This window comes from Streptomyces sp. E-08 (assembly GCF_049913095.1).
GTDB lineage: Bacteria > Actinomycetota > Actinomycetes > Streptomycetales > Streptomycetaceae > Streptomyces.
This window is the reverse complement of the sequence record NZ_CP183971.1, coordinates 5,675,924-5,701,161: the sequence shown is the minus strand read 5'-3', so window position 1 is coordinate 5,701,161 and position 25,238 is coordinate 5,675,924. Positions and strand designations below refer to the sequence as shown.

The 25,238-nt window shown below is 73.4% G+C and carries 17 protein-coding genes; 9 read left to right on the top strand and 8 right to left on the bottom strand.

Annotated features, from left to right (window positions below; translation table 11 throughout):
• Window positions 1-180: 180 nt before the first annotated feature.
• The 6 genes from ACN9MM_RS26460 to ACN9MM_RS26435 all read left to right on the top strand — a co-directional run bounded on the left by ACN9MM_RS26460 (window position 181) and on the right by ACN9MM_RS26435 (window position 9,847).
• Complete coding sequence (locus ACN9MM_RS26460) at window positions 181-1,926, top strand: glycoside hydrolase family 3 protein (RefSeq protein WP_426366103.1); 1,746 nt, start codon at window positions 181-183, stop codon at window positions 1,924-1,926.
• 126 nt (window positions 1,927-2,052) lie between these two features.
• A complete protein-coding gene (surE, locus tag ACN9MM_RS26455) occupies window positions 2,053-3,117 on the top strand; it encodes a 5'/3'-nucleotidase SurE (protein WP_426366101.1) in 1,065 nt (354 codons plus the stop codon).
• Between the two features lie 84 nt (window positions 3,118-3,201).
• Entirely contained in the window at window positions 3,202-3,873 is a 672-nt protein-coding gene (locus tag ACN9MM_RS26450) for a spermidine synthase (RefSeq protein ID WP_426366100.1), read from the top strand.
• Window positions 3,874-3,944: 71 nt separating this feature from the next.
• On the top strand, window positions 3,945-4,682 hold the full coding sequence (locus ACN9MM_RS26445) for a response regulator transcription factor (protein WP_030688813.1): 738 nt from the start codon (window positions 3,945-3,947) through the stop codon (window positions 4,680-4,682).
• A gap of 56 nt (window positions 4,683-4,738) precedes the next feature.
• Entirely contained in the window at window positions 4,739-5,791 is a 1,053-nt protein-coding gene (locus ACN9MM_RS26440) for a HAMP domain-containing sensor histidine kinase (RefSeq protein ID WP_426368831.1), read from the top strand.
• A gap of 270 nt (window positions 5,792-6,061) precedes the next feature.
• Window positions 6,062-9,847 carry a multifunctional oxoglutarate decarboxylase/oxoglutarate dehydrogenase thiamine pyrophosphate-binding subunit/dihydrolipoyllysine-residue succinyltransferase subunit gene (locus tag ACN9MM_RS26435; RefSeq protein WP_426366099.1) on the top strand — a complete coding sequence of 1,262 codons (3,786 nt, stop codon included), beginning with the start codon at window positions 6,062-6,064 and terminating at the stop codon, window positions 9,845-9,847.
• 88 nt (window positions 9,848-9,935) lie between these two features.
• Here ACN9MM_RS26435 and fxsT read toward each other — a convergent pair whose 3' ends face one another.
• The 7 genes from fxsT to ACN9MM_RS26400 form a co-directional block, all read right to left on the bottom strand.
• On the bottom strand, window positions 9,936-12,953 hold the full coding sequence (gene fxsT, locus ACN9MM_RS26430) for an FxSxx-COOH system tetratricopeptide repeat protein (RefSeq protein ID WP_426366097.1): 3,018 nt from the start codon (window positions 12,951-12,953) through the stop codon (window positions 9,936-9,938).
• A gap of 59 nt (window positions 12,954-13,012) precedes the next feature.
• On the bottom strand, window positions 13,013-14,287 hold the full coding sequence (locus ACN9MM_RS26425; protein ID WP_426366096.1) for an aKG-HExxH-type peptide beta-hydroxylase: 1,275 nt from the start codon (window positions 14,285-14,287) through the stop codon (window positions 13,013-13,015).
• Window positions 14,288-14,365: 78 nt separating this feature from the next.
• Complete coding sequence (locus ACN9MM_RS26420; RefSeq protein WP_382867332.1) at window positions 14,366-14,575, bottom strand: hypothetical protein; 210 nt, start codon at window positions 14,573-14,575, stop codon at window positions 14,366-14,368.
• A 90-nt stretch (window positions 14,576-14,665) separates the two neighbouring features.
• Complete coding sequence (locus ACN9MM_RS26415) at window positions 14,666-17,845, bottom strand: SAV_2336 N-terminal domain-related protein (RefSeq protein ID WP_426366095.1); 3,180 nt, start codon at window positions 17,843-17,845, stop codon at window positions 14,666-14,668.
• Between the two features lie 7 nt (window positions 17,846-17,852).
• Window positions 17,853-18,869: an AAA family ATPase gene (locus ACN9MM_RS26410; RefSeq protein ID WP_426366094.1), complete on the bottom strand. Its 1,017-nt coding sequence runs from the start codon at window positions 18,867-18,869 to the stop codon at window positions 17,853-17,855.
• 451 nt (window positions 18,870-19,320) lie between these two features.
• Window positions 19,321-21,354: a trypsin-like peptidase domain-containing protein gene (locus ACN9MM_RS26405; protein ID WP_426366093.1), complete on the bottom strand. Its 2,034-nt coding sequence runs from the start codon at window positions 21,352-21,354 to the stop codon at window positions 19,321-19,323.
• Complete coding sequence (locus ACN9MM_RS26400) at window positions 21,351-21,932, bottom strand: CU044_2847 family protein (RefSeq protein ID WP_426366092.1); 582 nt, start codon at window positions 21,930-21,932, stop codon at window positions 21,351-21,353. Before ACN9MM_RS26400 ends, ACN9MM_RS26405 begins: the two co-directional genes overlap by 4 nt.
• 100 nt (window positions 21,933-22,032) lie before the next feature.
• Between ACN9MM_RS26400 and ACN9MM_RS26395 the strand changes: the two genes are divergently transcribed.
• Complete coding sequence (locus ACN9MM_RS26395) at window positions 22,033-22,218, top strand: DUF6104 family protein (protein ID WP_024761804.1); 186 nt, start codon at window positions 22,033-22,035, stop codon at window positions 22,216-22,218.
• 21 nt (window positions 22,219-22,239) lie between these two features.
• Here the strand turns inward: ACN9MM_RS26395 and ACN9MM_RS26390 are convergent, their stop codons facing one another.
• Window positions 22,240-23,052 carry a hypothetical protein gene (locus tag ACN9MM_RS26390; RefSeq protein ID WP_426366091.1) on the bottom strand — a complete coding sequence of 271 codons (813 nt, stop codon included), beginning with the start codon at window positions 23,050-23,052 and terminating at the stop codon, window positions 22,240-22,242.
• Window positions 23,053-23,202: 150 nt separating this feature from the next.
• On the opposite strand from ACN9MM_RS26390, the gene ACN9MM_RS26385 reads away from it, so the two are divergent.
• Together ACN9MM_RS26385 and ACN9MM_RS26380 are read left to right on the top strand one after the other, a co-directional pair.
• Complete coding sequence (locus ACN9MM_RS26385; RefSeq protein WP_426366090.1) at window positions 23,203-24,093, top strand: DUF4097 family beta strand repeat-containing protein; 891 nt, start codon at window positions 23,203-23,205, stop codon at window positions 24,091-24,093.
• Between the two features lies 1 nt (window position 24,094).
• On the top strand, window positions 24,095-24,994 hold the full coding sequence (locus ACN9MM_RS26380; protein ID WP_426366088.1) for a helix-turn-helix transcriptional regulator: 900 nt from the start codon (window positions 24,095-24,097) through the stop codon (window positions 24,992-24,994).
• Window positions 24,995-25,238 lie beyond the last annotated feature (244 nt).

The following is a 25,238-nucleotide window of genomic DNA, read 5'->3' as shown; positions in this document are numbered from 1 at the left end:
GCGGCCACCTTAGTCGGGACCGGAATGCCCGTTTTCGACTGTGATCCAGGACACAATGCAGAAACCTAGTGGTCACTCGGTTTTCACACTTAGCCTGTGGTCGCCCAAGGTCGGCACCGCCGGCCCGTCACCGGTGGCACCCTCCCCACGGCCACCGGTCGATCAGCCCCGGAGCCACCCATGCACCCGTACCAGGACCCCAGCCGCCCCGTCGACGAGCGCGTCGAGGACCTCCTCTCCCGCATGACGCTGGAGGAGAAGGCCGGACAGCTCTTCCACACCATGCTGATGATGAACGCCGACGGCTCCCCGGTGACCGAGGTGGACGGCGAGACCCTGCGGCTCACCACCCCGCAGCTCGTCGAGGAACGGCAGCTGACCCACTTCAACCTGCTCGGCACCTACGGCGCCCGCGAGATGGCCCTCTGGCACAACGCGGTCCAGGAGATGGCGGCCGGCACCCGGCTCGGCATCCCCGTCTCGCTGTCGACCGACCCCCGCCACGCCTTCACCGACAACATCGGCGCCTCCTTCGACTCCGGCGCCTTCTCCGCCTGGCCCGAGGCGCTCGGACTGGCCGCGATCGGCGACCCCGAGCTGGTCTTCGACTTCGCCGACACCGTCCGCCGCGAGTACCTCTCCGTCGGCTTCCGCACCGCGCTCCACCCGCAGATCGACCTCGCGACCGAACCCCGCTGGTCCCGCCAGTCCGGCACCTTCGGCTCCGACGCGAAGCTGACGGGCGAGCTGGTCCGGGCGTACGTGCGAGGGCTCCAGGGTCCCGAGCTCGGCCCGGACTCGGTGGCCGCGATGGTCAAGCACTTCCCCGGCGGCGGCCCGCAGAAGGACGGCGAGGACCCGCACTTCCCGCACGGCAAGGAGCAGGTCTACCCGGGCGGGATGCGGGAGCACCACCTGGAGCCGTTCCGGGCCGCGATCGCCGCCGGCTGCTCGCAGATGATGCCGTACTACGGCCAGCCGGTCGGCACCGACTGGGAGGAGGTCGGCTTCGGCTTCAACAAGGGCGTCATCACGGGCCTGCTCCGCGAGGAGCTCGGCTTCACCGGCATCGTCTGCACGGACTGGGGCCTGCTCCAGGACGCCTCGATCTTCGGCGAGGTGCACGAGGCCCGTGCCTGGGGCGTCGAGCACCTGAGCGTGGCCGAGCGGGCCGCGAAGGCGCTGGACGCGGGCGCGGACCAGTTCGGGGGCGAGGAGTGCCCCGAGGTGATCGTGGAGCTCGTCGGGACGGGCCGGATCTCCGAGGCGCGGATCGACGCGTCCGTACGGCGGCTGCTGCGGGAGAAGTTCCTCCTGGGGCTCTTCGACGAGCGCCGTTACGTCGACCCCGACGAGGCCGCCGAGACGGTCGGCCGCGCCGACTTCGCGGCCGCGGGCGCCGCCGCCCAGCGCCGCTCGCTCACCGTGCTCACCGACGGACCGCTCCCCCTGCCGGGGCGGCCGAGGCTGTACGTGGAGCACGTCGACCCGGCGGTCGCGGCGGCGTACGGCGAGGTCGTCTCCGACCCGGCCGTCGCCGACCTCGCGGTGCTGCGGCTCCGTACCCCGTTCGAGGAGCGGCCGAACAGGTTCGAGTCCTTCTTCCACTCCGGCAGCCTCGCCTTCGGCGAGGAGGAGCTGGCCGGGATCCTCACGCTCCTGCGGGCCGTCCCGACGGTGGTCTGCGTGAACCTGGAGCGGCCGGCCGTCCTGCCGGAGATCGCCGAGCACGCGGCCGCGCTGATCGCCGACTACGGCGCGAGCGACGAGGCCCTCCTCGACGTGGCCTTCGGCCGGGCGAGGCCGGAGGGGAGGCTGCCGTTCGAGCTGCCGCGCTCGATGGCGGCGGTGGCGGCGTCCCGGCCGGACGTCCCGAACGACACGGTGGATCCGGTGTTCGCGCACGGCCACGGCCTGGAGATCTGAGAGATCTCCCACAGACCGCGGGGCATCTGACGGCCCCGCGCACGATCCGGGGCCCTCCCGTGGGGGGCTGGGCCCCGGATCCTCTTCTCCCGCCCGAATGTCATGCTCATGAAGGGACGCCCACGCATGCGCACGTACCTCGCGCTGTCCGCCGCGGCAGCCGTACTCGCCGCCGCCGGAGCCACCGCCTACGCCACCACCCCCGACAGGACCGAGAGGCCCCTCCCGCTCGCCGGGATGCGGATCCTGATCTCCAACGACGACTCGATGCAGGCGGCGAAGGCGAGCAACTCGGACGGTCTCGGCCTGTACGAGCTCCGCCGCGCGATGTGCGCCGCCGGCGCCGACGTCGTCGTGATGGCACCCTGGCAGGTCCAGTCCGGCAAGGGCACCGCCGTCACCAACGGCGGCGTCCTCACCGCCCAGCGCCGCACCGCCCTGCCCGCCGGCTACGAGGACGACTGCGCGCAGGCGCCCGCCCGGGGAGCCGTCTACGGCGTCTGCCTCGCCGACGGCCCCTGCGGCAAGGACTCCCCGTCCGCCACCCCCGCCGACACCGTCAAACTCGCCCTGCGCGCCGGACTCAGAGCCAAGGCCGGCTGGACCGGTGCTCCCGACCTGGTCCTCACCGGCATCAACTCCGGCCCCAACGTCTCCGCGAGCGTGAACGACTCCGGGACCGTCGGCGCCGCCGTCGCCGCGATCGACCAGGACGTGCCCGCGATCGCGTTCTCCTCCTCCGGCGACGAGACGAACACGAGCTTCCCCCGGGTCAACTACCGCGCCAACGCCGAGTTCGGCGCCCGCCTCGTCGCCGGCCTCCGGCAGCGCGCCCTGCTGACCTCCGCGTTCGCCCTCAAGGTCGACTACCCCGACGTCAGCACCGGGCGGCGGGCCGGAGCCCCGGTCTGGACGCGCGTCGGGGACGGGGCCGTCGTCCACCACGCCTTCGAGCAGCGCGGGAACGGCGACTCGTTCGACATCACCCTCGGCCTCTGCCCGTTCGACGGCACGGGCGAGGGCGAGTGCGCCGAGGGCCGGAAGGACGCCGACTCCACCTGGCTGCTCGACAAGGGCCACCTCACGATCGCCCCCGTCACCTGGGACCGCACCTACGGCACCCCGGTCGGCGCGCGCCGCGAGCTGAAGGCGGTCGAGCGGTACGTGGAGCGCGAAGCCCCGCGCCCGTAAGGGCCCGTTAAGCGTTTGTCCCGGCCGTCGCCACCGCACAGGATGGCCGGGACGAACCGTACGCAAGCGAGCCACGGAGTGATCATGACCAGCCCCGTCACCCTCGACCGCCGCGAAGGGCCGTACGGCGAGGTGGTGCTCCGCCGCCGTGCCGAGCACTACGAGATCATCGCGAACGGCACCTTCCTGATGGACACCTCCGACGGGCGCTCCGAGCGGCTCCTGATCGACGCCGCGCTGGCCGCGCTCCCCGAGGAGTCCCGTACCGGCGCCTCCGTCCTCGTCGGCGGCCTCGGCGTCGGCTTCTCCCTCGCCCACGCCGCCGCCGACCCCCGCTGGGGCCGGATCGTGGTCGCCGAGCGCGAGGAGGCGATCATCGACTGGCACCGGAAGGGACCCCTCGCGGCGATCTCCGGGGCCGCACTCGCCGATCCGCGGACAGTGATCCTGCACACGGACCTCGTGGCCCACCTCCGCACCACCTCCGACACCTACGACGCCCTCTGTCTCGACATCGACAACGGCCCCGACTGGACGGTCACCGAGGACAACGAATCCCTGTACTCGGCCGAGGGATTGGCCACCTGCGCGGCCCGGCTGAACCTCGGCGGAATCCTCGCCGTGTGGTCCGCCCGGCCGTCCGCCGATTTCGAAGGGTCGTTGCGGAATGCCGGATTCAGCGGGGTACGGACGGAAGAGATCCCCGTTGCCCGGGGCGTCCCCGACGCGGTCCACCTCGCGGTCCGTCCCGGGTAGCTCCTGGATAGCCGGGACGGCGCCGGTGCCTCTAGGCTGCTGAGCCGACAACGGCGACGCGAGGCGGGGCAATGGAGCAGACACACACCACTCACCACGGTGCGGCGGCCACTCCGGGGGCCCAGCGGCGCGTCCTTGTGGTCGAGGACGACGCCACGATCGTGGAGGCGATCTCCGCGCGGCTGCGCGCCGAGGGCTTCCTCGTGCAGACCGCGACCGACGGCCCCGCGGCCGTCGACGCCGCCGAGGCCTGGCAGCCCGACCTGATGGTCCTGGACGTGATGCTCCCCGGTTTCGACGGCCTGGAGGTGTGCCGCAGGGTCCAGGCCCAGCGCCCCGTCCCGGTCCTCATGCTGACGGCCCGGGACGACGAGACCGACATGCTCGTCGGCCTCGGCGTCGGCGCGGACGACTACATGACCAAGCCGTTCTCGATGCGCGAGCTCGCCGCCCGGGTGCACGTACTGCTGCGCCGGGTGGAGCGGGCCGCGCTCGCGGCGGTCACCCCGCGCAGCGGGATCCTCCGCCTGGGCGAGCTGGAGATCGACCACGCGCAGCGCCGGGTCCGGGTCCGCGCGGAGGACGTGCACCTGACCCCGACCGAGTTCGACCTGCTGGTCTGCCTGGCGAGCACGCCCCGCGCGGTCCTCTCCCGCGAGCAGCTGCTCGCCGAGGTGTGGGACTGGGCGGACGCCTCGGGCACCCGGACCGTGGACAGCCACATCAAGGCGCTGCGCCGGAAGATCGGGGCCGAGCGGATCCGTACGGTCCACGGCGTCGGTTACGCGCTGGAGACCCCGGCGCCGTGAACCGGCCGGGGCCCGGGAGGCCGCACGTGGGACGGAGAGAGCACCGGCCGCGTCGGATCGTGATCTCGATCAAGACCAAGCTGGGCGCCCTGGTCGTCGGGGCGGTCCTGCTGACCTCCTGCCTGGCCCTGGTCGCGATCCGCACGTCCACGGAGTTCCGGTACATCACGATCTTCGCGATGATCGCGACCCTGCTGATCACGCAGTTCGTGGCGCAGTCCCTGACGGCGCCGCTCGACGAGATGAACACGGTGGCCGGGTCGATCTCGCGCGGGGACTTCAGCCGCCGCGTGCGGGGCGCGGACCGGCGGGACGAGCTGGGCGACCTCGCTTCGACGATCAACCGCATGGCGGACGACCTGGAGGCCGTCGACCGGCACCGCAAGGAGCTGGTGGCGAACGTCTCCCACGAGCTGCGCACGCCGATCGCCGCGCTCCGGGCCGTCCTGGAGAACGTGGTGGACGGGGTGTCGGAGGCCGATCCGGAGACCATGCGGTCGGCGCTGAAGCAGACGGAGCGGCTGGGCCGGCTGGTGGAGACCCTGCTGGACCTGTCACGTCTTGACAACGGTGTCGTCGCGCTGCGGGCGGGCCGCTTCGAGGTCTGGCCCTATCTGTCGGGCGTGCTGCGGGAGGCCAACCTGGCGGCGTCCCAGCGCGGCCTCTCGTCCACGTCGGGCCTGCACCGCCGCACGGACGTGCACCTGCACCTGGACGTCTCGCCGCCCGAGCTGGTCGCGGTCGCGGACGCGGAGCGGCTGCACCAGGTGATGGCGAACCTGATCGACAACGCGGTGAAGCACTCCCCGCCGCACGGCCGGGTCACGGTCCGGGCCCGGCGCGGCCCGTATCCGGACTCGCTGGAGCTGGAGGTCGAGGACGAGGGCCCCGGCATCCCGGAGTCGGAGCGGCACAAGGTCTTCGAGCGCTTCAACCGGGGGTCGACCCCGGACCGGCACGGCCCGGGGAGCGACGGCGGCACGGGCCTCGGACTGGCGATCGCCCGGTGGGCGGTGGATCTGCACGGCGGCGGGATCGGAGTGGCCGAATCGTCACGTGGCTGCCGTATCAGAGTCACTCTTCCGGGCAGCCTTCCCCTGCGGGATTGACGTAGGGTTCGAACCGGAAGGGCACGTTCTGCGTGTACGTGAACAGGACGTGGTCAGGGGTGCGGTCGAACAGGGCCGTGCTCGCGCTTTTCCGTACCCTCACACATGCGGAACCACGCTTGTTTCCCGCCATTCACGGCGTCGAAACACCCCGTCAAGTGTGACTTGCGCGACGTTGGCAGTGCCCGGCCTGCACCTCCCGGCCGGACAGGCGTAGCCTTTATTTCCGCTGTCCATCACCTTGCGAAGCGGAAGAGGGCGGTTGCCGCCGTGTCGTCTCAGTCCCCCAGTACCCCGAGCTCCCCGGCCCACCAAGACGGGCAGGGCGTGAGCCCCGCAGCCGCCTTCGGTGCCAATGAGTGGCTCGTCGACGAGATCTACCAGCAGTACCTCCAGGACCCGAATTCGGTCGATCGTGCCTGGTGGGACTTCTTCGCCGACTACAAGCCCGGAGCGTCGGAGACCCCGACCGCCCAGGCCCCCACCACTCAGAGCGCGCCCGTCGCGCAGCAGGCGGGCCCCGCACAGGCCGCGCCTGCCGCTCCGGCGGCCGTTCCGGCCCCCGCGCCCGCCCCGGTCCCGGCCCCGGCTCCCGTGAAGCCCGTCGCGGCTCCCGCGCCGGTCGCCGCGAAGCCCGCCGCCGCCGCTCCGGCGCCGGTGAAGGCCGCTCCGGCCGCCGAGGCCCCCGCCGGCCCCGAGCTGATCACGCTGCGCGGCCCCGCCGCCGCGGTCGCGAAGAACATGAACGCCTCCCTGGAGGTGCCGACGGCCACGTCCGTCCGCGCCGTCCCGGTGAAGCTGCTCTTCGACAACCGGATCGTGATCAACAACCACCTGAAGCGCGCCCGGGGCGGGAAGATCTCCTTCACGCACCTCATCGGCTACGCGATGGTGCAGGCGATCAAGGCCATGCCGTCCATGAACCACTCCTTCGCGGAGAAGGACGGCAAGCCGACCCTGGTCAAGCCGGAGCACGTGAACTTCGGCCTCGCGATCGACCTGGTCAAGCCGAACGGCGACCGCCAGCTCGTCGTCGCGGGCATCAAGAAGGCCGAGACGCTCAACTTCTTCGAGTTCTGGCAGGCCTACGAGGACATCGTCAAGCGCGCCCGCGTGGGCAAGCTGACGATGGACGACTTCTCCGGCGTGACGGTCTCCCTGACCAACCCCGGCGGCCTCGGCACCGTCCACTCCGTGCCGCGTCTGATGCCCGGACAGTCGGTCATCATGGGCGTCGGCTCGATGGACTACCCGGCGGAGTTCCAGGGCACCTCCCAGGACACCCTGAACAAGCTGGGCATCTCCAAGGTCATGACCCTGACCTCGACGTACGACCACCGCGTCATCCAGGGCGCCGCCTCCGGCGAGTTCCTGCGGATCGTGGCGAACCTCCTCCTCGGCGAGGACGGCTTCTACGACGAGATCTTCAAGGCCCTGCGCATCCCCTACGAGCCGGTCCGCTGGCTCAAGGACATCGACGCCTCGCACGACGACGACGTCACCAAGGCCGCGCGCGTCTTCGAGCTGATCCACTCCTACCGGGTCCGCGGCCACGTCATGGCCGACACCGACCCGCTGGAGTACAAGCAGCGCAAGCACCCCGACCTGGACATCACCGAGCACGGCCTCACCCTGTGGGACCTGGAGCGGGAGTTCGCGGTCGGCGGCTTCGCCGGCAAGTCGATGATGAAGCTCCGCGACATCCTCGGCGTGCTCCGCGACTCGTACTGCCGCACCACCGGCGTCGAGTTCATGCACATCCAGGACCCGAAGCAGCGCAAGTGGATCCAGGACCGCGTCGAGCGCCCGCACTCCCGTGTGGAGCGCGAGGAGCAGCTGCGGATCCTGCGCCGGCTGAACGCCGCCGAGGCCTTCGAGACCTTCCTGCAGACGAAGTACGTCGGCCAGAAGCGCTTCTCCCTGGAGGGCGGCGAGTCCGTCATCCCGCTGCTCGACGCGGTCATCGACTCGGCCGCCGAGTCGCGCCTCGACGAGGTCGTCATCGGCATGGCCCACCGCGGCCGTCTGAACGTCCTGGCGAACATCGTCGGCAAGTCGTACGCGCAGATCTTCCGCGAGTTCGAGGGCAACCTCGACCCGAAGTCGATGCACGGCTCCGGCGACGTCAAGTACCACCTGGGCGCCGAGGGCACCTTCACGGGCCTCGACGGCGAGCAGATCAAGGTCTCCCTGGCCGCCAACCCCTCCCACCTGGAGGCGGTCGACCCGGTCCTGGAAGGCATCGTCCGCGCCAAGCAGGACGTCATCAACAAGGGCGGCACGGACTTCACCGTCCTGCCCGTCGCCCTCCACGGCGACGCGGCCTTCGCGGGCCAGGGTGTCGTCGCCGAGACGCTGAACATGTCGCAGCTGCGCGGCTACCGCACCGGCGGCACGGTCCACATCGTCATCAACAACCAGGTCGGCTTCACCGCCGCCCCGGAGTCCTCGCGTTCCTCGATGTACGCGACCGACGTGGCCCGCATGATCGAGGCGCCGATCTTCCACGTGAACGGCGACGACCCGGAGGCCGTGGTCCGCGTCGCGCGGCTCGCCTTCGAGTTCCGCCAGACGTTCAACAAGGACGTCGTGATCGACCTCATCTGCTACCGCCGCCGCGGTCACAACGAGGGCGACAACCCCTCGTTCACCAACCCGCAGATGTACAACCTGATCGACAAGAAGCGTTCGGTGCGCAAGCTGTACACCGAGTCGCTCATCGGTCGCGGCGACATCACCCTCGAAGAGGCGGAGCAGTCGCTCCAGGACTTCCAGGGCCAGCTGGAGAAGGTGTTCGCGGAGGTCCGCGAGGCCACCACCGCCCCGGCGGCGGCGACCGTCCCGGACGCGCAGGCCGAGTTCCCGGTCGGCGTCACCACCGCGGTCTCCCAGGAGGTCGTGAAGCGGATCGCCGAGTCGCAGGTCAGCATCCCGGAGCGGACCACGGTCCACCCGCGTCTGCTCCCGCAGATGCAGCGCCGCGCCGCCTCCATCGACGACGGCACCATCGACTGGGGCTTCGGCGAGACCCTCGCCATCGGCTCCCTGCTGATGGAGGGCACCCCGGTCCGCCTGTCGGGCCAGGACTCCCGCCGCGGCACGTTCGGCCAGCGCCACGCGGTCCTGGTCGACCAGGAGACCGGCGAGGACTACACCCCGCTGCTCTACCTGGCCGAGGACCAGGCCCACTACAACGTCTACGACTCGCTGCTCAGCGAGTACGCGGCGATGGGCTTCGAGTACGGCTACTCGCTGGCCCGCCCGGACTCCCTGGTCATCTGGGAGGCCCAGTTCGGTGACTTCGTCAATGGCGCGCAGACCGTCGTCGACGAGTTCATCTCCTCGGCCGAGCAGAAGTGGGGCCAGACCTCCGGCGTCACGCTGCTCCTGCCGCACGGCTACGAGGGCCAGGGCCCGGACCACTCGTCCGCGCGCCCGGAGCGCTTCCTCCAGATGTGCGCCCAGGACAACATGACGGTCGCCATGCCGACGCTGCCGTCGAACTACTTCCACCTCCTGCGCTGGCAGGTGCACAACCCGCACCACAAGCCGCTCATCGTCTTCACCCCGAAGTCGATGCTGCGTCTGAAGGCCGCGGCGTCCAAGGTGGAGGAGTTCACCACCGGCGGCTTCCGCCCGGTGATCGGCGACTCGACGGTCGACCCGGCGAACGTCCGCAAGGTCGTCTTCTGCGCCGGCAAGGTCTACTACGACCTCGAGGCCGAGCGTCAGAAGCGCGGTGACACGGAGACCGCGATCATCCGTCTGGAGCGCCTGTACCCGCTGCCGGGTGCCGAGCTGCAGGCCGAGATCGCCAAGTACCCGAACGCCGCGAAGTACATCTGGGCCCAGGAGGAGCCGGCGAACCAGGGTGCCTGGCCGTTCATCGCGCTCAACCTGATCGACCACCTGGACCTGGCGGTCGGCGCGGACATCCCGGCGGGCGAGCGCCTGCGCCGGATCTCGCGTCCGCACTCCTCCTCCCCGGCGGTCGGCTCGGCCAAGCGCCACCAGGCGGAGCAGCAGCAGCTGGTCAACGAGGTCTTCGACGCCTGATCGACCACTCCGTACGCGTACGGAAGGAGGCCCGGCACCCCTTGTGGGGTGCCGGGCCTCCGGCGTTCGTGCCGCGTGGGCGGGGGGCTCAGCCCAGGTTGGCCTCGAAGTCCCAGTAGGGCCTGTTCCGCTGCCGGGCCGACAGGGTGTGCGGGTGCTGGGCGCCGAGCGTCCGGGTGAGGCTGAGCAGCGCGTCCTCCTCCAGCTTGCCCGCCTCCTCGGTCTCCCTGAGGCCGCGCAGGTCGGTGGCGAGGGCCACCTGACCCGACAGGGTGAGCGGGTGCTCGTTGCCGAGGGTGTGCCGGGCGCGGCGCAGGGTGTCCCGGCTGAGCTCGGCGGCGTCGTGCACCCGGCCGTTGAAGTTGCGCGCGGCGGAGGCGTTGAGGGCGCAGCCGAGGACCCAGGGGTGGTCGGCGCCGAGCGAGGAGGTCAGTCCGGCGAGCGCGGCCTCCAGGATGGCCAGGGCGTCCGCGCGTTCGCCGGACGCCTGGAGGACGAGGGCGGTGTTGGCGAGGACGCCGGTGGCGACCGGGTGCGCGGGGCCGAGGAGGGAGCGGTAGCCGGCTTCGGCCTCGCGGCTGAGTTCGCGGGCGTGGTCGAGGTCGCCGTGTTCCCGGAGGTAGTTGGCGTAGTTGTTGAGGGAGGAGAGCGTCACGTAGTGGGTGCGGCCGTGCACCTGCTCCAGCTGGTCGAGCAGGCTGGCCATGGTGGCCCCGAGGTCCTGCTGGAAGCCGCCCTCGCGGCGCCTGCACAGGGCCAGCTGGGTGCGGGCGTACAGGGTCTGCAGGTGCTGCGGGCCGAGGACCTGCACGTGGCGCAGGACGTTGGCCTCCTGGCGGGCGAGGGCCTCGCGGTACTGCCCGAGGAGCCGCAGGTCGTGCGCGAGGGCGTTGCTGGAGTTCAGGGTGTGGGAGTGGCGTTTGCCGAGCACCCGCTCGCTGTGGGTGAGGGTCTCGGCGTCGGACTCGTACGCCTCCTGGAAGCGGCCGAGCTGCCGCAGGGTGACGCCGAGGTTGTGCCGGGCGACGAGGGTGGAGAACTCGCTGCCGCCGAGGAGGCGTTCGGCGTCGGCGAGGACCTGGCGCTGGAGCCGTTCCGACTCCTTGTACTGGCCGAGGAAGCGCAGGTCGCTGGAGATGGCGCTGCTGGAGAGCAGGGTGCCGAGCTCGTTGGGGGGCTGGGCGCCGGCGAGGCGTTCCCGCTGGGCGAGGTCGAGGTCGTACGCCTCGCGGAAGCGGCCGAAGGAACGCAGGATGTTGCTCTGCTGGGTGGTCAGGTCGAGCATGGGCTGGTCCAGCGGCTGCATGAAGGTGGACCAGTTGTCGCGGATCTTCTCGGCGAGTTGGATGCCGGCCCTGAACTCGCCGCTGCGGAAGCAGTAGCGCAGACAGTTGAGCACGGCGGTCTGGGTGCGCGGGTTGTGGCTGAGGAGCGCGCCGGAGGGTTCCAGGTGGGGCAGGAGTTCGGCGTATCGGGGCCAGTGCCGGCTGTCCATGGGGTTGCCGGGGTCGGCCTCGGCGAGCAGGGTGCGGACGGCCTGGCGGTGGGCGGCGCGGTGGTCACCCTCGGTGAGCCGGGCGACGATGTCGTGGACGAGCCGGTGCATGTGCACGGACTCCTGGTGCGGGCCCACCTCCGCGTTGTTGACGGGGCCCCGGGTCTCGCGGGTCAGCACCGAGTAGTTGACCAGGGTGTCCAGGGCGCGGGACCAGGCGGCGAGATCGGTGGTCATCCAGCGCAGGTCCTCGGGGAGGTCCGCCTGCGGATAGGCGCGGATGAGGCCGAGCGGGATGCGGCCGGGGGCGAAGGAGGCGCACAGGCTGAGCACGTCGATGGCCTGCGGCTGGGCGCGTCGGAGCCGGTTGATCAGTATCGACCAGGAGGTCAGGGACGCCTGCGGGAAGCCGTCGCCGGAGGGCTCGACGGCGGAGATCCGTCCTTCGCGGACCATGTGGAGGTACTCGGAGACCTCCATGCGGGACTCGCCGAGCCAGGCGGCGGCCTGGACGAGCGGCAGCGGTACGTCCCCGAACTCGGCGGCGACCTCTTCCGCCTCGGGCGCCGTGACGTGCGGCGCGCGGCGCATCAGATAGGCGGTGGACTCGGCGCGGTCGAAGCCGGGGACCTCGAGGATGTCGGTGTAGTCGCCCCAGCCGCGGTTGCGCGAGGTGACGAGGACGTGGCCGGGGCCGTGCGGCAGCATGACGTTCGCGCCGTCCGTGTCGTCCCAGCCGTCGAAGACGATGAGCCAGCGGGAGTGCGGGTCGCCCCGGCGCAGGGCCTCGCGGACGGCGCGGATGCGTTCGCCGGGCTCGTTGCCGGTGGGGAGGGCGAGTTCGGTGGCGAGCTCGCCGAAGCGGTCGCGCTGCACGTTGCGGTCGTCGGAGCTGACCCACCACACGACGTCGTAGTCGGAGCTGAAGCGGTGGGCGTACTCGGCGGCGATCTGGGTCTTGCCGATGCCGGACATGCCGAGCAGCGTGCACGCGGCGCTGCCGCGCTCGGCGTCCATCAGCCGTTCCTGGAGCTCGGTCAGCAGGTCGTCGCGACCGGTGAAGCGCGGGTTGCGGCGCGGGATCTCGCCCCAGACCTCCGGAGGGGTGTCCGGGAAGCGGACGAGTGATCCGGCCGGGATCCGGCGGCCGGTGGCGCGGCGGGGTTCGACGGCGAGCCGGCTGAGCAGCCGGACCTCGGCCTCCTCCTCGCCGACGCCCCAGAGGCTGACGGGTTCGAGGACGGCGGTGGCCGGGAGCAGGGTCCGGTTGGTGAGGTTGACCGCGGCGAACCGCTCGGAATGGGCGGCGACGAAGCCGCGCAGGACGTCGTTCCACTCACCGGCCGCACGCGGGCCGAGCTGGAAGAACCAGTCGTCCAGGACGAGCAGCACCTGGCCGCGGGCGAGCAGCAGGTCGCCGAGCGAGTCCTCCAGGGGCACGTCCCGCGGCGGGTCCCAGCGCTGCAGACTCGCGCGCACCCCGTACGCGTCGAGCCGTTGGTTGATCCAGGTCGCCCACGGGCGGTGATAGCCGGGGAAGACCACGAGGACATGTTCCGGGGCGCTCCTGGCTCCCTGGTCCGCCGCACCGCCCGATCGCTGTTCCGCCATCTGTCGTGTCTCCCGTCCCGCTCCCGCGCAACGCGGTGTCATGTGCCGTGGGCACAGTGTTACCCAGCTGCCAGGGGGCTCGCGCCGAGACTCGCGTGGTGGAGCCTCATGTGTCGCACGAACTCCCGTCCCTCCCCGGTCAGTTCATCGGATTCAAGCAGGATCCGCAGCGCTACGCCCACCTGATCGTGGATGTCGTCGAACTGTTGCCCGGCAGCGTGCCGCCAGGCCGTCGGCACCCCGTCGGCGGTGACCGCGCGCCGCCACAGGTCGGTGAGGGCCATGTGCGCGTAGGCGCCGTGCAGCACTCCGGCGATGGGCCGCGGGTCCGGCCGCCAGCCGACCTGGTGCACGGCGTCCCGCCCGGGCCCGTACAACGGCATGAGTTCGTGGAGCGTCGCCAGCTTGCTGTGGTGCAGCTCGTGCACGAGCGTTTCGACCATTCCCTGCCCCTCGGCGGGCAGCGAGGTCAGCACGGCTCCGGGGGCGGCGCTCAGCGTGGCCCCCAGGTGCCGGGGTCCTCGCGGGAGGACGGGGACGACCGCACGGACGCCGCGGGACACCTCGGCCGCCCGGCCGGGGTCCGTGCGGGCGAGGAGGTCCTGGGCGGCGCGCCAGGTGGCGGACCAGGCGGCGTGGTCGGTGTCGGCGGGATCGGCCGCGATGACCACCGTGCCGCCCGCTCCGGACGGCACGCGGTACGGGTCGAGGTCGTCGAGGCGCGCGGCGCTGCCGTGCAGCGGACGGACCGCGCGCCAGCCGGGCCCACGGCCCGCCAGGACGCCGTGGTGCCCGTCGGCCAGGGTCAGGACGGCGGGTGCGGCATGGCGGGCACCGTCCGGGTGGAACCGTACGGTCCGCTCGCCGGCGCTGACCCGGACGCGGTCCGCGGCCACCTTCAGCCGGCCCACTCCGGGCAGCGGGAAGAGGCCGTCCGGGGTCTCGACGGTCAGGTCGAGCGTGCCGCCGGCGCGCAGGGCCGCGGTGACCGCGAGGTGGTCGAGGTGGCCGAGCAGCCTGTCGAAGGCCGGCCCGGCGGGCTCGGCGAGCGCACCGGCCAGCCAGGCCCCGGTCGTCGGGTAGTCCAGGACGTCACGGACCACGGCGGGACGGCTCCGCTCGACCCGTTCGAGCAGATCCCAGGACCGCTCGAACCGGCCCAGCGCACCCGGCTCGACGGACGCCCGGTGCCGGTGGACGCGCACCAGGAGCGCTTTGAGGAGCAGCAACCGCCGGGTGTGCAGGGCGGACCGCAGCAGCGTGAGCCCGTCCGGGGCCGGACTGAGCCGGGCCAGTCGGGCGACGACGGGCGCGGGCAGGGGCGCGACGCTCACTCCCGCCTCCACGGGCCTGCGGCGGGCGGTGTGCATCTGACCGAAAAGGGTCGGTCGGAGCGGCCACTCCACCGGAGGTCAGCCGTCGACCTTGTCCCCGCCGCTCTCGACGAACCAGGAAGGCTCCAGCTCCTGCGGATCCCAGAGGACCCGCTCGACGGCGGCCGCCAGCTCGGGATCGTCCATGAAGCGCAAGGTCCGCAGGTCCACGGCGGTGAGGTCGGGCAGGCCCCATGGCCGTTCGCCGCCCCGGTCGACGCCTGCGACCCGCTGCGTGTGCTCCAACACCCTCGGCTCCTCCTCACCGACCCTTGTCCCCCACGGTCGTAGCGGCGGAGCGGTTCTTCCCGACGCCCTAAAGGCGGAAACCCGTTCGACTCAACTGCGCCCATGCGCGCCCCCGTTATCCAGCCGTTCCGCATCCTCTTCGCGCCAGGCCCACCAGGGCGGCGCGATCCGGCGCCGTTCCTCGCGGGAGAGGCTGTCCGGCCGGGGGCGGGGGTCGGCGCCGACCTCGGCGAGCAGGGCCCGGGTCCGCTCCACGTCCGCCCAGTCCAGCGGCACCAGCATGCCGTCCAGGCGCCGCCACTGCTCGGCGGCCTCCGCCAGGACGGTCGCGGCGTGGCCGACGCGGTCCATCAGGTAGAGCACCGTCCCCTGGGCGTGGAGCGCCCTCGCCAGGGTGACCGTGCCGGGGGTGTCGCCGCGGGCGGAGCGGCTGTCGTCGGCGGCGCGCCGGAAGGCGGTGAGGGCGTCGACGAGCTGCCCGTCCCTGGCCGCCTCGCTCAGTTGCAGTTGCACCCAGCCCAGCAGGAGCCAGACCTCGGCCCGGGTCGCCGGGGCGCGGGTGGTGCGGACGGCCTCGTCGAGCAGGTGGCGGCTTTCGTACAGGTCCGGCAGGAAGCCCGCGCGGTCGTAGCGCAGGGCGAGCACGCTGCCGATGAGGATCCGGGCCCGCTCGCGGGCGGCGGCGCCGGCGGGGAGACAGGTGAGGGCCTCGCGCAGCACGGACTCGGCGCGGTCGACCGGCCGGGTGCCGGTGCCGGCGGCGGCGCGGCGCAGCAGGGACTCGCCCCAGGTGAGCAGGAGCCGGCCGCGCTGTCCGCTCTCGGCGGGGGCGAGCAGGGTGGCCTCCTCGTACGCCTCGTCCGCCGCCGCGCCGTCGCCGGTGGTCTCGTACAGGCGGGCCCGCGCGGCGGTGTGACGCAGCCTCAGGGCGCGGCCGTCGCCGAGGAGGGCCTCCGCGCGGTCGAGGACGGGGGCGACGCGGTCCGGTCCGGCCTCGGCGAGGTGCAGGGCGTCGGCGAGGTCGAGCAGGGCCGCGGCGCTCTCCCCGAGGGCGAGGGCGGCGGTGAGCTCCTCGGCCGCCGCGGCGCCCTCGCCGCGCGCCAGGAGCAGCCGTCCCCGGCGCAGGTGCAGGGTGGGCCGGGAGGCGGCGGGCCACTGGTCCGTGTCCTCGGCGAGGGCGGCGAGGGCGGTGTCGAGCTGCCGGGGATCCTCGGTCTCCTGCCACAGGGCGTGGTGGACGACGGCCCGTTCGAGGCGGGCCTCGGCCCCGTGCTCGTCTCCGGGCCGGGCCAGCTCCCCGGCCCGTACGAGCGTGTCGGCGGCCTCGGTGAGGAGCTCGTGGCGGCGGCCCGCGCGCCGGGCGGCGCCGGTGCCCGCCTCCGCGTACAGGATGCGGCCGAGGAGGACGCGGGCCGCGACGGGCGCGGTGGGGAGCGCCTCCTCGGCCCGCTCGCGGGCGGCGGCGAGGAGGGCGGGGTCGGACTGGGCGCGCCCCTGGTCGAGGAGGCGGCGGGCCTCGGTGAGGGGGTCGGGGGTGACGAGGTCGGGGTGGTAGAAGCGGAGTACGCGCGCGGGGATGCGGGCGAACAGTTCCGCCTCGGCGTCCTCGGGCCCGGTGGGGTCGTCGGAACCGTCGGCCGGGTTCACGAGGCCGGGACCGTCCTCGCCGTCGGAGCCGGAGCCGGGGCCGTGTCCGGCGAGGCGGGCGGCGGCGAGCGCCGGGAAGTTCCGCATGCCCTGGCCGAAGTTGCGCTCCACATAGGCCGAGCAGTGCTTGAGCACGAGCGCGGCGGCGCCGGGATCGAGCGAGCCGAGCAGGAACTGCTGGATGCCGGGCGGATAGCTGAAGCAGGGGTACGGGACGGGGCCGGGCAGCCGGCGCAGGAGTCCGCTGAGCAGCACCTCGGCCAGTTCCATGGGCCCGGTGTCGGGCAGCATGGCGCGCTGGACGAGCTGCATGACGGGCAGGGTCAGCGGGGCCGCCGCGAGGTGGACGGCGAGCCGGAGCGCCCCCGGTGAGGCGCCGGCCCGGAAGGCGCGCAGGAGTTCCTCGTCGCCGCGCGGGGCACGGGGCGTCCCCGGCGTGCGGGGCCCGGCAGGTTCGGGGTGGAGCCAGGCGGCCCAGCCGCGGACCGTGTTGCCGCCGTGGCCGGTGTGGAGCCGGGCCCAGGAGGCGAAGGCCTCGGGAGTGGGGGTGAGGACGGGGACGGCCCGCCGGGCCGGGTCGGGAACGGCCCAGGGTTCGTCGTCGGAGCGGAAGGCGGCGGGGCTCCCGGGGCTCGCCGAGCGCTGGAAGGTGCCGGGTTCGGCGGGGAGCGCGGTGCGCGGCCAGAGGCGCGGCGGCAGCGGCTGGACGAGGGCGAGCGGGGAGTGGCGGGGCCACTGGCGGAGGAAGCGCTGGGCGGATCCGCGCTGCCAGAGGGGTCCCACGCAGTCGCTGACGACGAGGGTGAGGCGGCGCCCGGTGGGGTCGTGGAGCTGGTCGACGGGGCGGAGGCGGGGGCGCCCGTCGGCACCGGAGGTGGTGGTGACGAGCGGGGGACCCTCGCCCGTGTCGTACAGGCGGTGCACCTGGACGTCGCGGAAGGCGCCGGACTGCTGGCAGGCCTGCCGGAGCTCCTCGACCATGCGGTCCCAGACGACCATGGCGGGGCCGGTGTCCATGAGCAGCTGGATGTCGGGGCGGCGGCTCGCGGCGGGGCGCAGGACGGGCGTCAGGATGCCCGCGGCGGCGCTGCGCTCGGCGGTGGCCTCCTCGTCGAGGGTGCCCTCGTCGGGACGCGGCGGGGCGGGCGCGTACCCCCGCAGCGGGCGCAGGGCCTTCTGGAGGCCGAGGAGTCCGGGCAGGGCGTTGGCGCCGGGCGCGCGGACGGGCAGGGCCGCGCCCCGTCTCGTACCCCCGCCCGCGCCGACGCGCGTCCCGACCCCCGGAGCGGCTCCGGTGCGCATGTGGAGGGCGACGGACTCGCGGCCTCCGGTCCGCGCGGGCGTGCGGGGAGGCACCCCCTCACGATTGGCCGGATCTCGCCCCTCGTCGGAGGGCCGGGCGGCCTCCGTGCTCCCGTCGCCGGTGCTCCCGTCGTCCTTGCTCCGGCCGTCGGCGCCGCTGCCGTCCGTGCGGGACGGCGACTCCGGATCGGGAATCTCCGGTTCCGGCAGCCACTGGGACAGCCACAGCGCGTCCGCGACCGCCTCGGCGGACGGGTCCGCCCCGCCCGCCCGCAGTCTGCGGGTCAGCTCCTCCAGAGGCATCCGGCCCGTCCGGTGCATCCGGTCATCACCTCGGCTGATCGAGCGGCTGCATGAGCATGTCCGCGATGCGTTCCCTGGTCACCCGCTCGGCGCGGAAGGCGTGCTGGGTGAGGTAGAGGGCGTTGAGCAGCTGGTCGGTGGCGATGACCTCGCCCGGCTCACGGTTCAGGAAGCGCTGGACGAGACCCTGCTCGCCTTCGCCCGCGGCGGCCTCGGTCCCGAGGTGGGCCTCGATCATCGCGCCGAGCTGTTCCTCACCGGGCGGTTCGAGCTCCAGGCGGATGCAGCGGCGCAACAGGGCGGCGGGGAAGTCCCGCTCGCCGTTGGACGTGAGCACGATGAAGGGGAAGGTGGAGCAGCGGATCCGGCCGCCGTACACCGGCACCTTGCGGCCGTCGTCGCTGAGCACCTCGACGACGGGCTCCCGGTCGGCGAGACGCTCCAGCTCGGGGATGGCGAACTCGCCCTCCTCCAGGGCGTTCAGGAGGTCGTTGGGCAGGTCGAGGTCGCTCTTGTCGAGCTCGTCGATGAGCAGGACGCGGGGCTGCTCGGAGGGGAGCAGCGCGGTGCCGAGCGGTCCGAGCCGGATGTACGAGCCGATGCCGGCCGGGGCCGCGGCGGCGGAGCCGGAGGCTCCGGCCTGGGCGCGCTCCAGCTGGACGTCCTGGAGGCGACCGATGGCGTCGTAGCGGTAGAGGCCGTCCTGGAGGGTGGAGCGGCTGACGATCGGCCAGCGCAGCACGCGGCCGAGGCGCAGCTCGTGGGCGACGGCGTGCGCGAGCGTCGACTTGCCCGTGCCGGGGTTGCCGGTGACGAGGAGCGGCCGCCGCAGGTACAGGGCTGCGTTGACGGCGTCGGTCTCGGCGGGCCGGGGGTGGTGGTTCTGGACGAGCCTGCGCTTGACGCCGAGCCGCCGGTCGGAGCCGGCCAGGGTGTCGTCGGCGCCGCCCGTCGAGAAGTCGCGCCAGGGCGGTGGCGCGGGCAGGCGCTGTATCTCGTCGTGCGGATGCCCGGCCCCGCGGTAGATCCGCCAATCGTTCACGATGAACTCCTCCTGGCTGTGGTGTGCCGCCCGGGCCCTCCGAAACGTACTGCCCACAACAGCCCCTGCCGACCCCCAAATCGGACGTCCGCGACGGGGTCGTGCGCCGCCGGGCGCGCGGGGCGGACGGAGGTGGAAGGAGGCGGCGTCCGGGCCGGACGCGCCGGGCGGACCGGACGGGACGAACCCTGCGCCCGAACGGCGCCCGCGGGGCGGACCGGACCGGACGGACCCCACGCCCGAGTCGTGCGCACGGGGCGGACCGGACCGGACGGCCGCCGTAACCACGCCGTGCTCGCCGGGCGGACCGGACCGCACGGCCGCCATGCCCCGGCCGTGCTCACGGAGACGACCGGACCCGACGATCGCCACGGCCCGGCCGCGCTCACGGAGACGACCGGACCCGACGATCGCCACGGCCCGGCCGCGCTCGCGGCGTGCCGTGCCGCCGTCACTGGTCGTCCTCGCCGAGCAGTGACGGGGCCTCCAGTTGGCCGCCGTGCGGTGGGCGGTCGGGCGGGTCGTACAGGACGGCGATGGTCTCGGCCCAGGCGAGGTCGGCCCGCTCCGGCGCCAGGGTGCGCAGGGAGCGGACGGGCTTGCCGAGCCCGTGGGCGGTCAGCGCGTCCGTGAGCAGCCGGTCGGCCTGCTCGTGGAAGTCCGCGCAGTCGGTGTGGTCGTGGGCGCCGGTCCGCCAGAGGGCCAGCGGGTGGCCGGCGGTCAGGGCCGCGTTCATCGCCATGAGCCCGTCGCCGCTGCCGACGGGGCCGCAGAAGACGGGAACCGTACCGCCCTCGGACTCCCGGAGCCGGTCGTACGTCTCCGCCCAGGTCTCCCGCCGCACGCGCGGGGTGTGGGCGTCCGGGCCGGCGTCGGGCACCTCGGCGCGGAGCGGGGCCGCGCGCAGCGGGCCCCGCTCCCCGGCCTCCCAGCGCTCGCGCCACTCGGGAGACGGCTCCTTGTCGTGGCGCCGGGCGTCCCTGATGACCACGATGCGGCGCTGCCCGAGGGTGATGGCCCCCCACGCCTCGTCGGGGCCCTGCGGGGGTTCGAGCCGCCAGGTGTCGAGCGGCTCGTCGAAGAGCTCGCGCGGCAGCACCGCCTCCACGGCGGCCAGGTGCGGCCCGTTGTCACCGAGCCGGAGCGCCTCGGCGAGCGGCCCGCGCAGGGTCTGCTTGAGCTGGGCCCGCTCGACGCCGCTGTCGTCGCCCTTGAGCGGGGTGACCATGTGCCCGTCGCGGAGCAGCTTCACGCGCCAGGGGTACCGTCGGCCCCAGCGCGGCGTGTCGATCTCCAGGAGCACGTCCGCGCGGGGGCGGCGTTCACGGACGGCGGCGGGCGTCGCCACCCGGCCCGGGCCGATCAGGTCGTCGATCTCCCGGCGGAGGAACTGGCCCGCGTCGGCGGCCCGGTCGATGAGCCAGCCCCGGAAGGCGGCCGCTTCGCCCAGCCCGCCGGGGCGTCCGGAGACGCGCCGGACGACATGGGCCGCGTACAGGAGAACGGCGTCGAGGCCGGGGTCACCCGGATCGCTGCGGTCCGGCGCGCGCAGCCCGTACAGCAGGGCCGCGCCCTCGCTCCAGGTGCGCGGGTCGTCCTCGAACGCGTCCGGGGTGGTGGTGTTCCTGATCCAGGCCTTGACCCGGTCGACCACGTCCATGATCTCGCCGGGGTTGATCGGCGGGGGCAGCGCGGCGAGCTGTCCCCGCAGGCGGGTGCGCAGCTTCGGGCTGAGCGGGTGCGGGCCGCCGAGCCGTTCCTGCGCGCGCGTCCAGTCGGATCCGTCGTCCAGCGACTGGTGGTAGTGGTCGAGGTGATGACGGTCGTGGTCGCGCAGGGCCTCGGCCCAGAACTCGCCCCCGGGCACGTCGTGGAGGCGGCGCAGGGCGGTGAGGGGGACGAGGGCGCCCTGGTCGGACCAGCGTCCCTTGTTGAAGCCGATCACGGCGCCCGTGGCGTCGTCGACGACCGGGCCGCCGGAGCAGCCCTCGACGGGCAGCACCCCGTCCGTCACGAGGGCTCGGGCGTCCACGCCGCTCAGCTTGCCGTGGACCTGGCGGATGCCCAGCTCTCCGGTCTCCCGGGACCAGCCGTGCAGGCCGATCCTGGTGGTGCGGGCGGGGGGCAGCTCGGCGAGGAGGACGCAGGACGCCTTGCGCGTGCCGGGCACGCGCACGAGTGCGGCGTCGGGGAAGCCCCAGGGCTCGGGGCGCACGTCCGGGTCCTCGGGCCGGGGCAGGGCGAGCACCACGGTGCCGATGGAATGGCGTGTGGTCCTGCCGTCCTGCCAGGTGATGCCGACGGCCGGTTCCTTCCTCCACACCTCGCCACCCCCCTCGGCCACGACATGGGCGCAGGTCAGCACCCAGCCGGGGGCGATGAAGAAGCCGGTGCCCCAGAACCGGTCGCCGTCCAGGTCATACCCGCCGTCGGGAGCGCCGATGCGTACGAGTGCGGGGCGCACGAGAGCGTCGAAGGCGCTCATGCGATCTCATCGGCCGCCGGGCGCGCGCTGGGCACCGGAGGCACGGGCGGCGCGGCGGGCGCGGGCGGCGCCGCGGTCACCGGCGGCGCGCTCGGCGCCGGGGGGACGACGGCGGGGACGACGGCGGGGCCGGGGCCTGCGACCTGTCCCTGCCCGGCTGCCGGACCGGAGGCGGTTGCGGTGGCCTGTCCGGCCGCCGAGCCGGAGGCCGTCGCCGTCCCCTGTCCGGCCGCCGGACCGGAGGGCGTCGGGCCCGGTTCGGTCCAGGTCAGGGAGACGTTCACGGAGGCCTTGCCCGCGCCGTCCGCCAGGACGCCGATCACCTTGCCGGACTGCGCGGACAGTTCGATGCCGAAGCTGACGGCGACCTCCACCTGCCCCTGCGGGTCGAGGCCCGCGCGCAGGGAGCCGACGACCCCGCGCACCACGTCCGTGAGCCCGCCGGCCATCGAGACCACCCGGTCCCTGACTCCGGTGTCCTGGAATCCGCCGCCCCGGCCGAGTTCCTCCGCGTCGCTGACCCGTGCCCAGACGGGTGTGCCGTCGTCCAGTCGAATCCGAGCGATCCCGTGTGCCACAGCGGCCCCCGCTCCCCGAAGCGATGTTGGATCCAGAAGGCTAATCGGTGGGACTGACGGGCGACAGGGGACGTGAGGGGGTACGGCCTATCCTGATCGCATGTACTTCACCGACCGTGGCATCGAGGAACTGGAGAAGCGGCGCGGCGAGGAGGAGGTCACCTTCGAGTGGCTCGCCGAGCAGCTGCGGACGTTCGTCGACCTCAACCCCGACTTCGAGGTGCCCGTCGAGCGCCTCGCGACCTGGCTGGCCCGTCTGGACGACGACGAGGACGACGACGAGTAGGAGAGCCCTCCGGCCGCGGGGTCACCGCTCCCGCAGCCGGTCGTAGGCGAGCCCGAGCGCGCCGTGTGCGACGAGCAGCGCCCCGGCCGCCGCCCAGCCGCCGCTGCGCCGGCCGGCGCCCCAGACCAGCAGCGGAATCCCCACGAGGAGCTGTGCCCCGCCCAGTACGCGCGCCCTCGGGCCGCGCAGGTACGGGCCGAGGGGACCCTCCTCCACCACGTCCAGCTCCGCGCGCACGGCGTCCCGCCAGCCCGCCCATTCGAGCTGTTCCGCGCCCTGGGCGAGGGCGACGGAGCGGAGCCGGTCGGCGCTCTCGCCCGGGACGATCCCGGTGGGCAGGGCGAGTCCGGCGCGGGCGAGGACCGCGACGACGCCGACCAGCCGGGCGTGGGCGTCGGCGGCCGGGTCGGGCTCGGTGAGCGGTTCGAGGGCCTGCACGTCCAGGACGGGATCGAGGGCGAGCCGGGCGGCGAAGGTCCGCATGGCCTCGTCCTCGCCGACGGGGGTGCCGTCCGCGAGCCAGGTGTAGCCGACCGTACGGCGGAAGCCGGCGGCGAGTGTGAGACCCGCTCGGTCCCGGTCCCACCAGAGCGCGACGACGGGCCAGGAGGCCGAGACGGCGAGGGCCGTGGCCCAGCCGGTGACGACCTGTTCGACGGGCTCACCGCCGTGCAGCCAGGGCTTCCCCTCCGGTACGAGCACGCTCCACTCGGTGCCCGCGGGGGCGAGGAGCAGCTGTTCCCGCAGGAGTTGGGCCGGCGGCCGGACCGCCGGGGGCTCGGCGCGGCAGAGCAGGAGGGCTCCGGCGGGGTGCGGTCCGGATGTCGCGTTCATGGGCCCTACGCTAGGCCAATTTGTCCCCGTATGGCCGCGATTACCCCGTGCATATCAGGGATGAGTCGGGGTTGACTTCGCAAGACCGCGATATATCGTGTCTAGCGAGAGACGCGATATGTTGCGTTGCCGATACGGGAGGTCAGCACCATGACAGAGTGGTCCGTCACCGAGCCGACGAAGCTCGCCCCGGCCGACCCCGTGACGCTGCTGCAGGTCCGCATCGTCAACGGCACGGTGAACGTGGTGGGGACGGAGGAGAGTTCCGCCCGGGTGGAGATCTCCGAGATCGAGGGTCCGCCGCTGATCGTGACGCAGAACGGCTCCACGCTGACCGTGACCTACGAGGACCTGCAGTGGAAGAGCATCCTCAAGTGGTTCGAGCGCAAGGAGTACCGGCGCCGGGCCGTCGTCTCGGTCGCCGTCCCGGCGGGCGTCGACGTCGAGGTGGGGGTGGTCGGCGCCGAGGCGGTCGTCACGGGGATCAGAGGGCGTACGGAGGTGCGCGGCGTCACGGGTGACACCACCCTCCTCGGGCTGTCCGGCCCGGTCCGCGCCGAGAGCGTCTCGGGGAACCTGGAGGCCCAGTCGGTCACCGGCGCGCTGCGCGTCAACTCCGTGACCGGCGACGTGACGGTGATCGAGGGCGCCGGCTCCTCGGTGAAGGCCGACACGGTCAGCGGCGACATGGTCATCGACCTCGACCCCGCCAGGCTCGACGGACCGCCCGCCGACATCCGGCTCACCAGCGTCTCCGGCGAGGTCGCCATCCGGCTCCCGCACCCGGCCGACGCACGGGTCGAGGCGAGCACCACGAGCGGCGCCGTGTCGAACGCCTTCGAGGACCTGCGGGTGGGCGGCCAGTGGGGCGCCAAGTCCATCACCGGCACGCTCGGTTCGGGCCGGGGCACCCTCAAGGCGACCACCGTCTCCGGTTCGATCGCCCTGCTCCGCCGGCCCGAGCCCGAGGAGGACGGCGACACCGCCGCCTCGTCCTCCACCCCCACGTCCGCCCCCTCCGCGACCGGAAAGGTGCTCTGACATGCCGCCCGTCTTCGCCCACGGACGCCTCCGCCTCTACCTCCTGAAGCTGCTCGACGAAGCCCCCCGCCACGGGTACGAGGTGATCAGGCTCCTGGAGGAGCGCTTCCAGGGGCTGTACGCCCCGTCGGCCGGCACGGTCTATCCGCGCCTCGCCAAGCTGGAGGCCGAGGGCCTCGTCACCCACGCCAGTGAGGGGGGCCGCAAGGTCTACTCGATCACCGACGCGGGTCGCGCCGAGCTGGCCGGGCGCGGCGCCGAACTGGACGACCTGGAACGGGAGATCCGCGAGTCGGTCTCGGAGCTGGCGGCGGAGATCCGCGACGACGTGCGCGGTGCGGCCGGCCGGGTGCGCAGCGAGATGCGCGCGGCGGCGGGAGAGAACCGCACGGTGGATCCCCCCTCGTTCGCCGAGGCGAAGGAGGAGATGCGCCGCTTCAAGCAGGAGTGGAAGCAGCAGGCCCGCGAGGCCCGCGAGGAGGCCCGGTCGGCGCGGCGCCAGGCGAAGGAGTTCCAGCGGATCGCCCAGCAGGTGCAGGACGAGGTCCAGGACCGGTTCTCGCGGGGTGACTGGCCCAAGGGCGTCTGGGAGGGGATCTCGGGCATCACCGCCCAGCTCGGCGACCTCGTGGCGGGCACGACCCACCCGAAGGCCGCCGCGCCGCAGCCGCCCTTCACGAAGGCCCCGGCCGACGAGGTGCCGGAGTGGGCGCGGGACACGGCGGGCACGGGCGACCCGGCCCGCGACCTCGACCGGCTCCTCGACCGCTTCCGCGACGAGATCCGCGACGCGGCCCGCGACAACGGGGTGACCCAGGACCAGCTGAAGGAGACCCGCCACCACCTGTCGACGGCGGCCCTCGGGATCAGAGCCCTCCTGAACCCCGAACGAAAGGCCTGAGGGGAAAGCCGTCCGGGGCGACCGGGCCTGACGGCTGGTCGGACGGCGGACCGGACGGCTGGTGGGGGCCGGACCGGACGACGGACCGGACGGCTGGTGGGGGCCGAACCGGTCAGCCGGACCGGCCGGCAGACCTGCCCGGACGGCCTGACCGACCGGCCGACCGGACGGCCTGACCGACCGGACCGACCGGACAGGCCGGGCCGCCGGGCCACCGGGCCACCGGGCCACCGGGCCGCCGGGC

Coding starts and splice junctions, on each gene's coding strand:
- fxsT (WP_426366097.1), bottom strand. CDS start 12,953: ATGGCGGAACAGCGATCGGGCGGTGCGGCGGACCAGGGAGCCAGGAGC.
- ACN9MM_RS26380 (WP_426366088.1), top strand. CDS start 24,095: ATGCCGCCCGTCTTCGCCCACGGACGCCTCCGCCTCTACCTCCTGAAG.
- ACN9MM_RS26385 (WP_426366090.1), top strand. CDS start 23,203: ATGACAGAGTGGTCCGTCACCGAGCCGACGAAGCTCGCCCCGGCCGAC.
- ACN9MM_RS26390 (WP_426366091.1), bottom strand. CDS start 23,052: ATGAACGCGACATCCGGACCGCACCCCGCCGGAGCCCTCCTGCTCTGC.
- surE (WP_426366101.1), top strand. CDS start 2,053: ATGCGCACGTACCTCGCGCTGTCCGCCGCGGCAGCCGTACTCGCCGCC.
- ACN9MM_RS26415 (WP_426366095.1), bottom strand. CDS start 17,845: ATGCACCGGACGGGCCGGATGCCTCTGGAGGAGCTGACCCGCAGACTG.
- ACN9MM_RS26450 (WP_426366100.1), top strand. CDS start 3,202: ATGACCAGCCCCGTCACCCTCGACCGCCGCGAAGGGCCGTACGGCGAG.
- ACN9MM_RS26445 (WP_030688813.1), top strand. CDS start 3,945: ATGGAGCAGACACACACCACTCACCACGGTGCGGCGGCCACTCCGGGG.
- ACN9MM_RS26395 (WP_024761804.1), top strand. CDS start 22,033: ATGTACTTCACCGACCGTGGCATCGAGGAACTGGAGAAGCGGCGCGGC.
- ACN9MM_RS26405 (WP_426366093.1), bottom strand. CDS start 21,354: ATGAGCGCCTTCGACGCTCTCGTGCGCCCCGCACTCGTACGCATCGGC.
- ACN9MM_RS26460 (WP_426366103.1), top strand. CDS start 181: ATGCACCCGTACCAGGACCCCAGCCGCCCCGTCGACGAGCGCGTCGAG.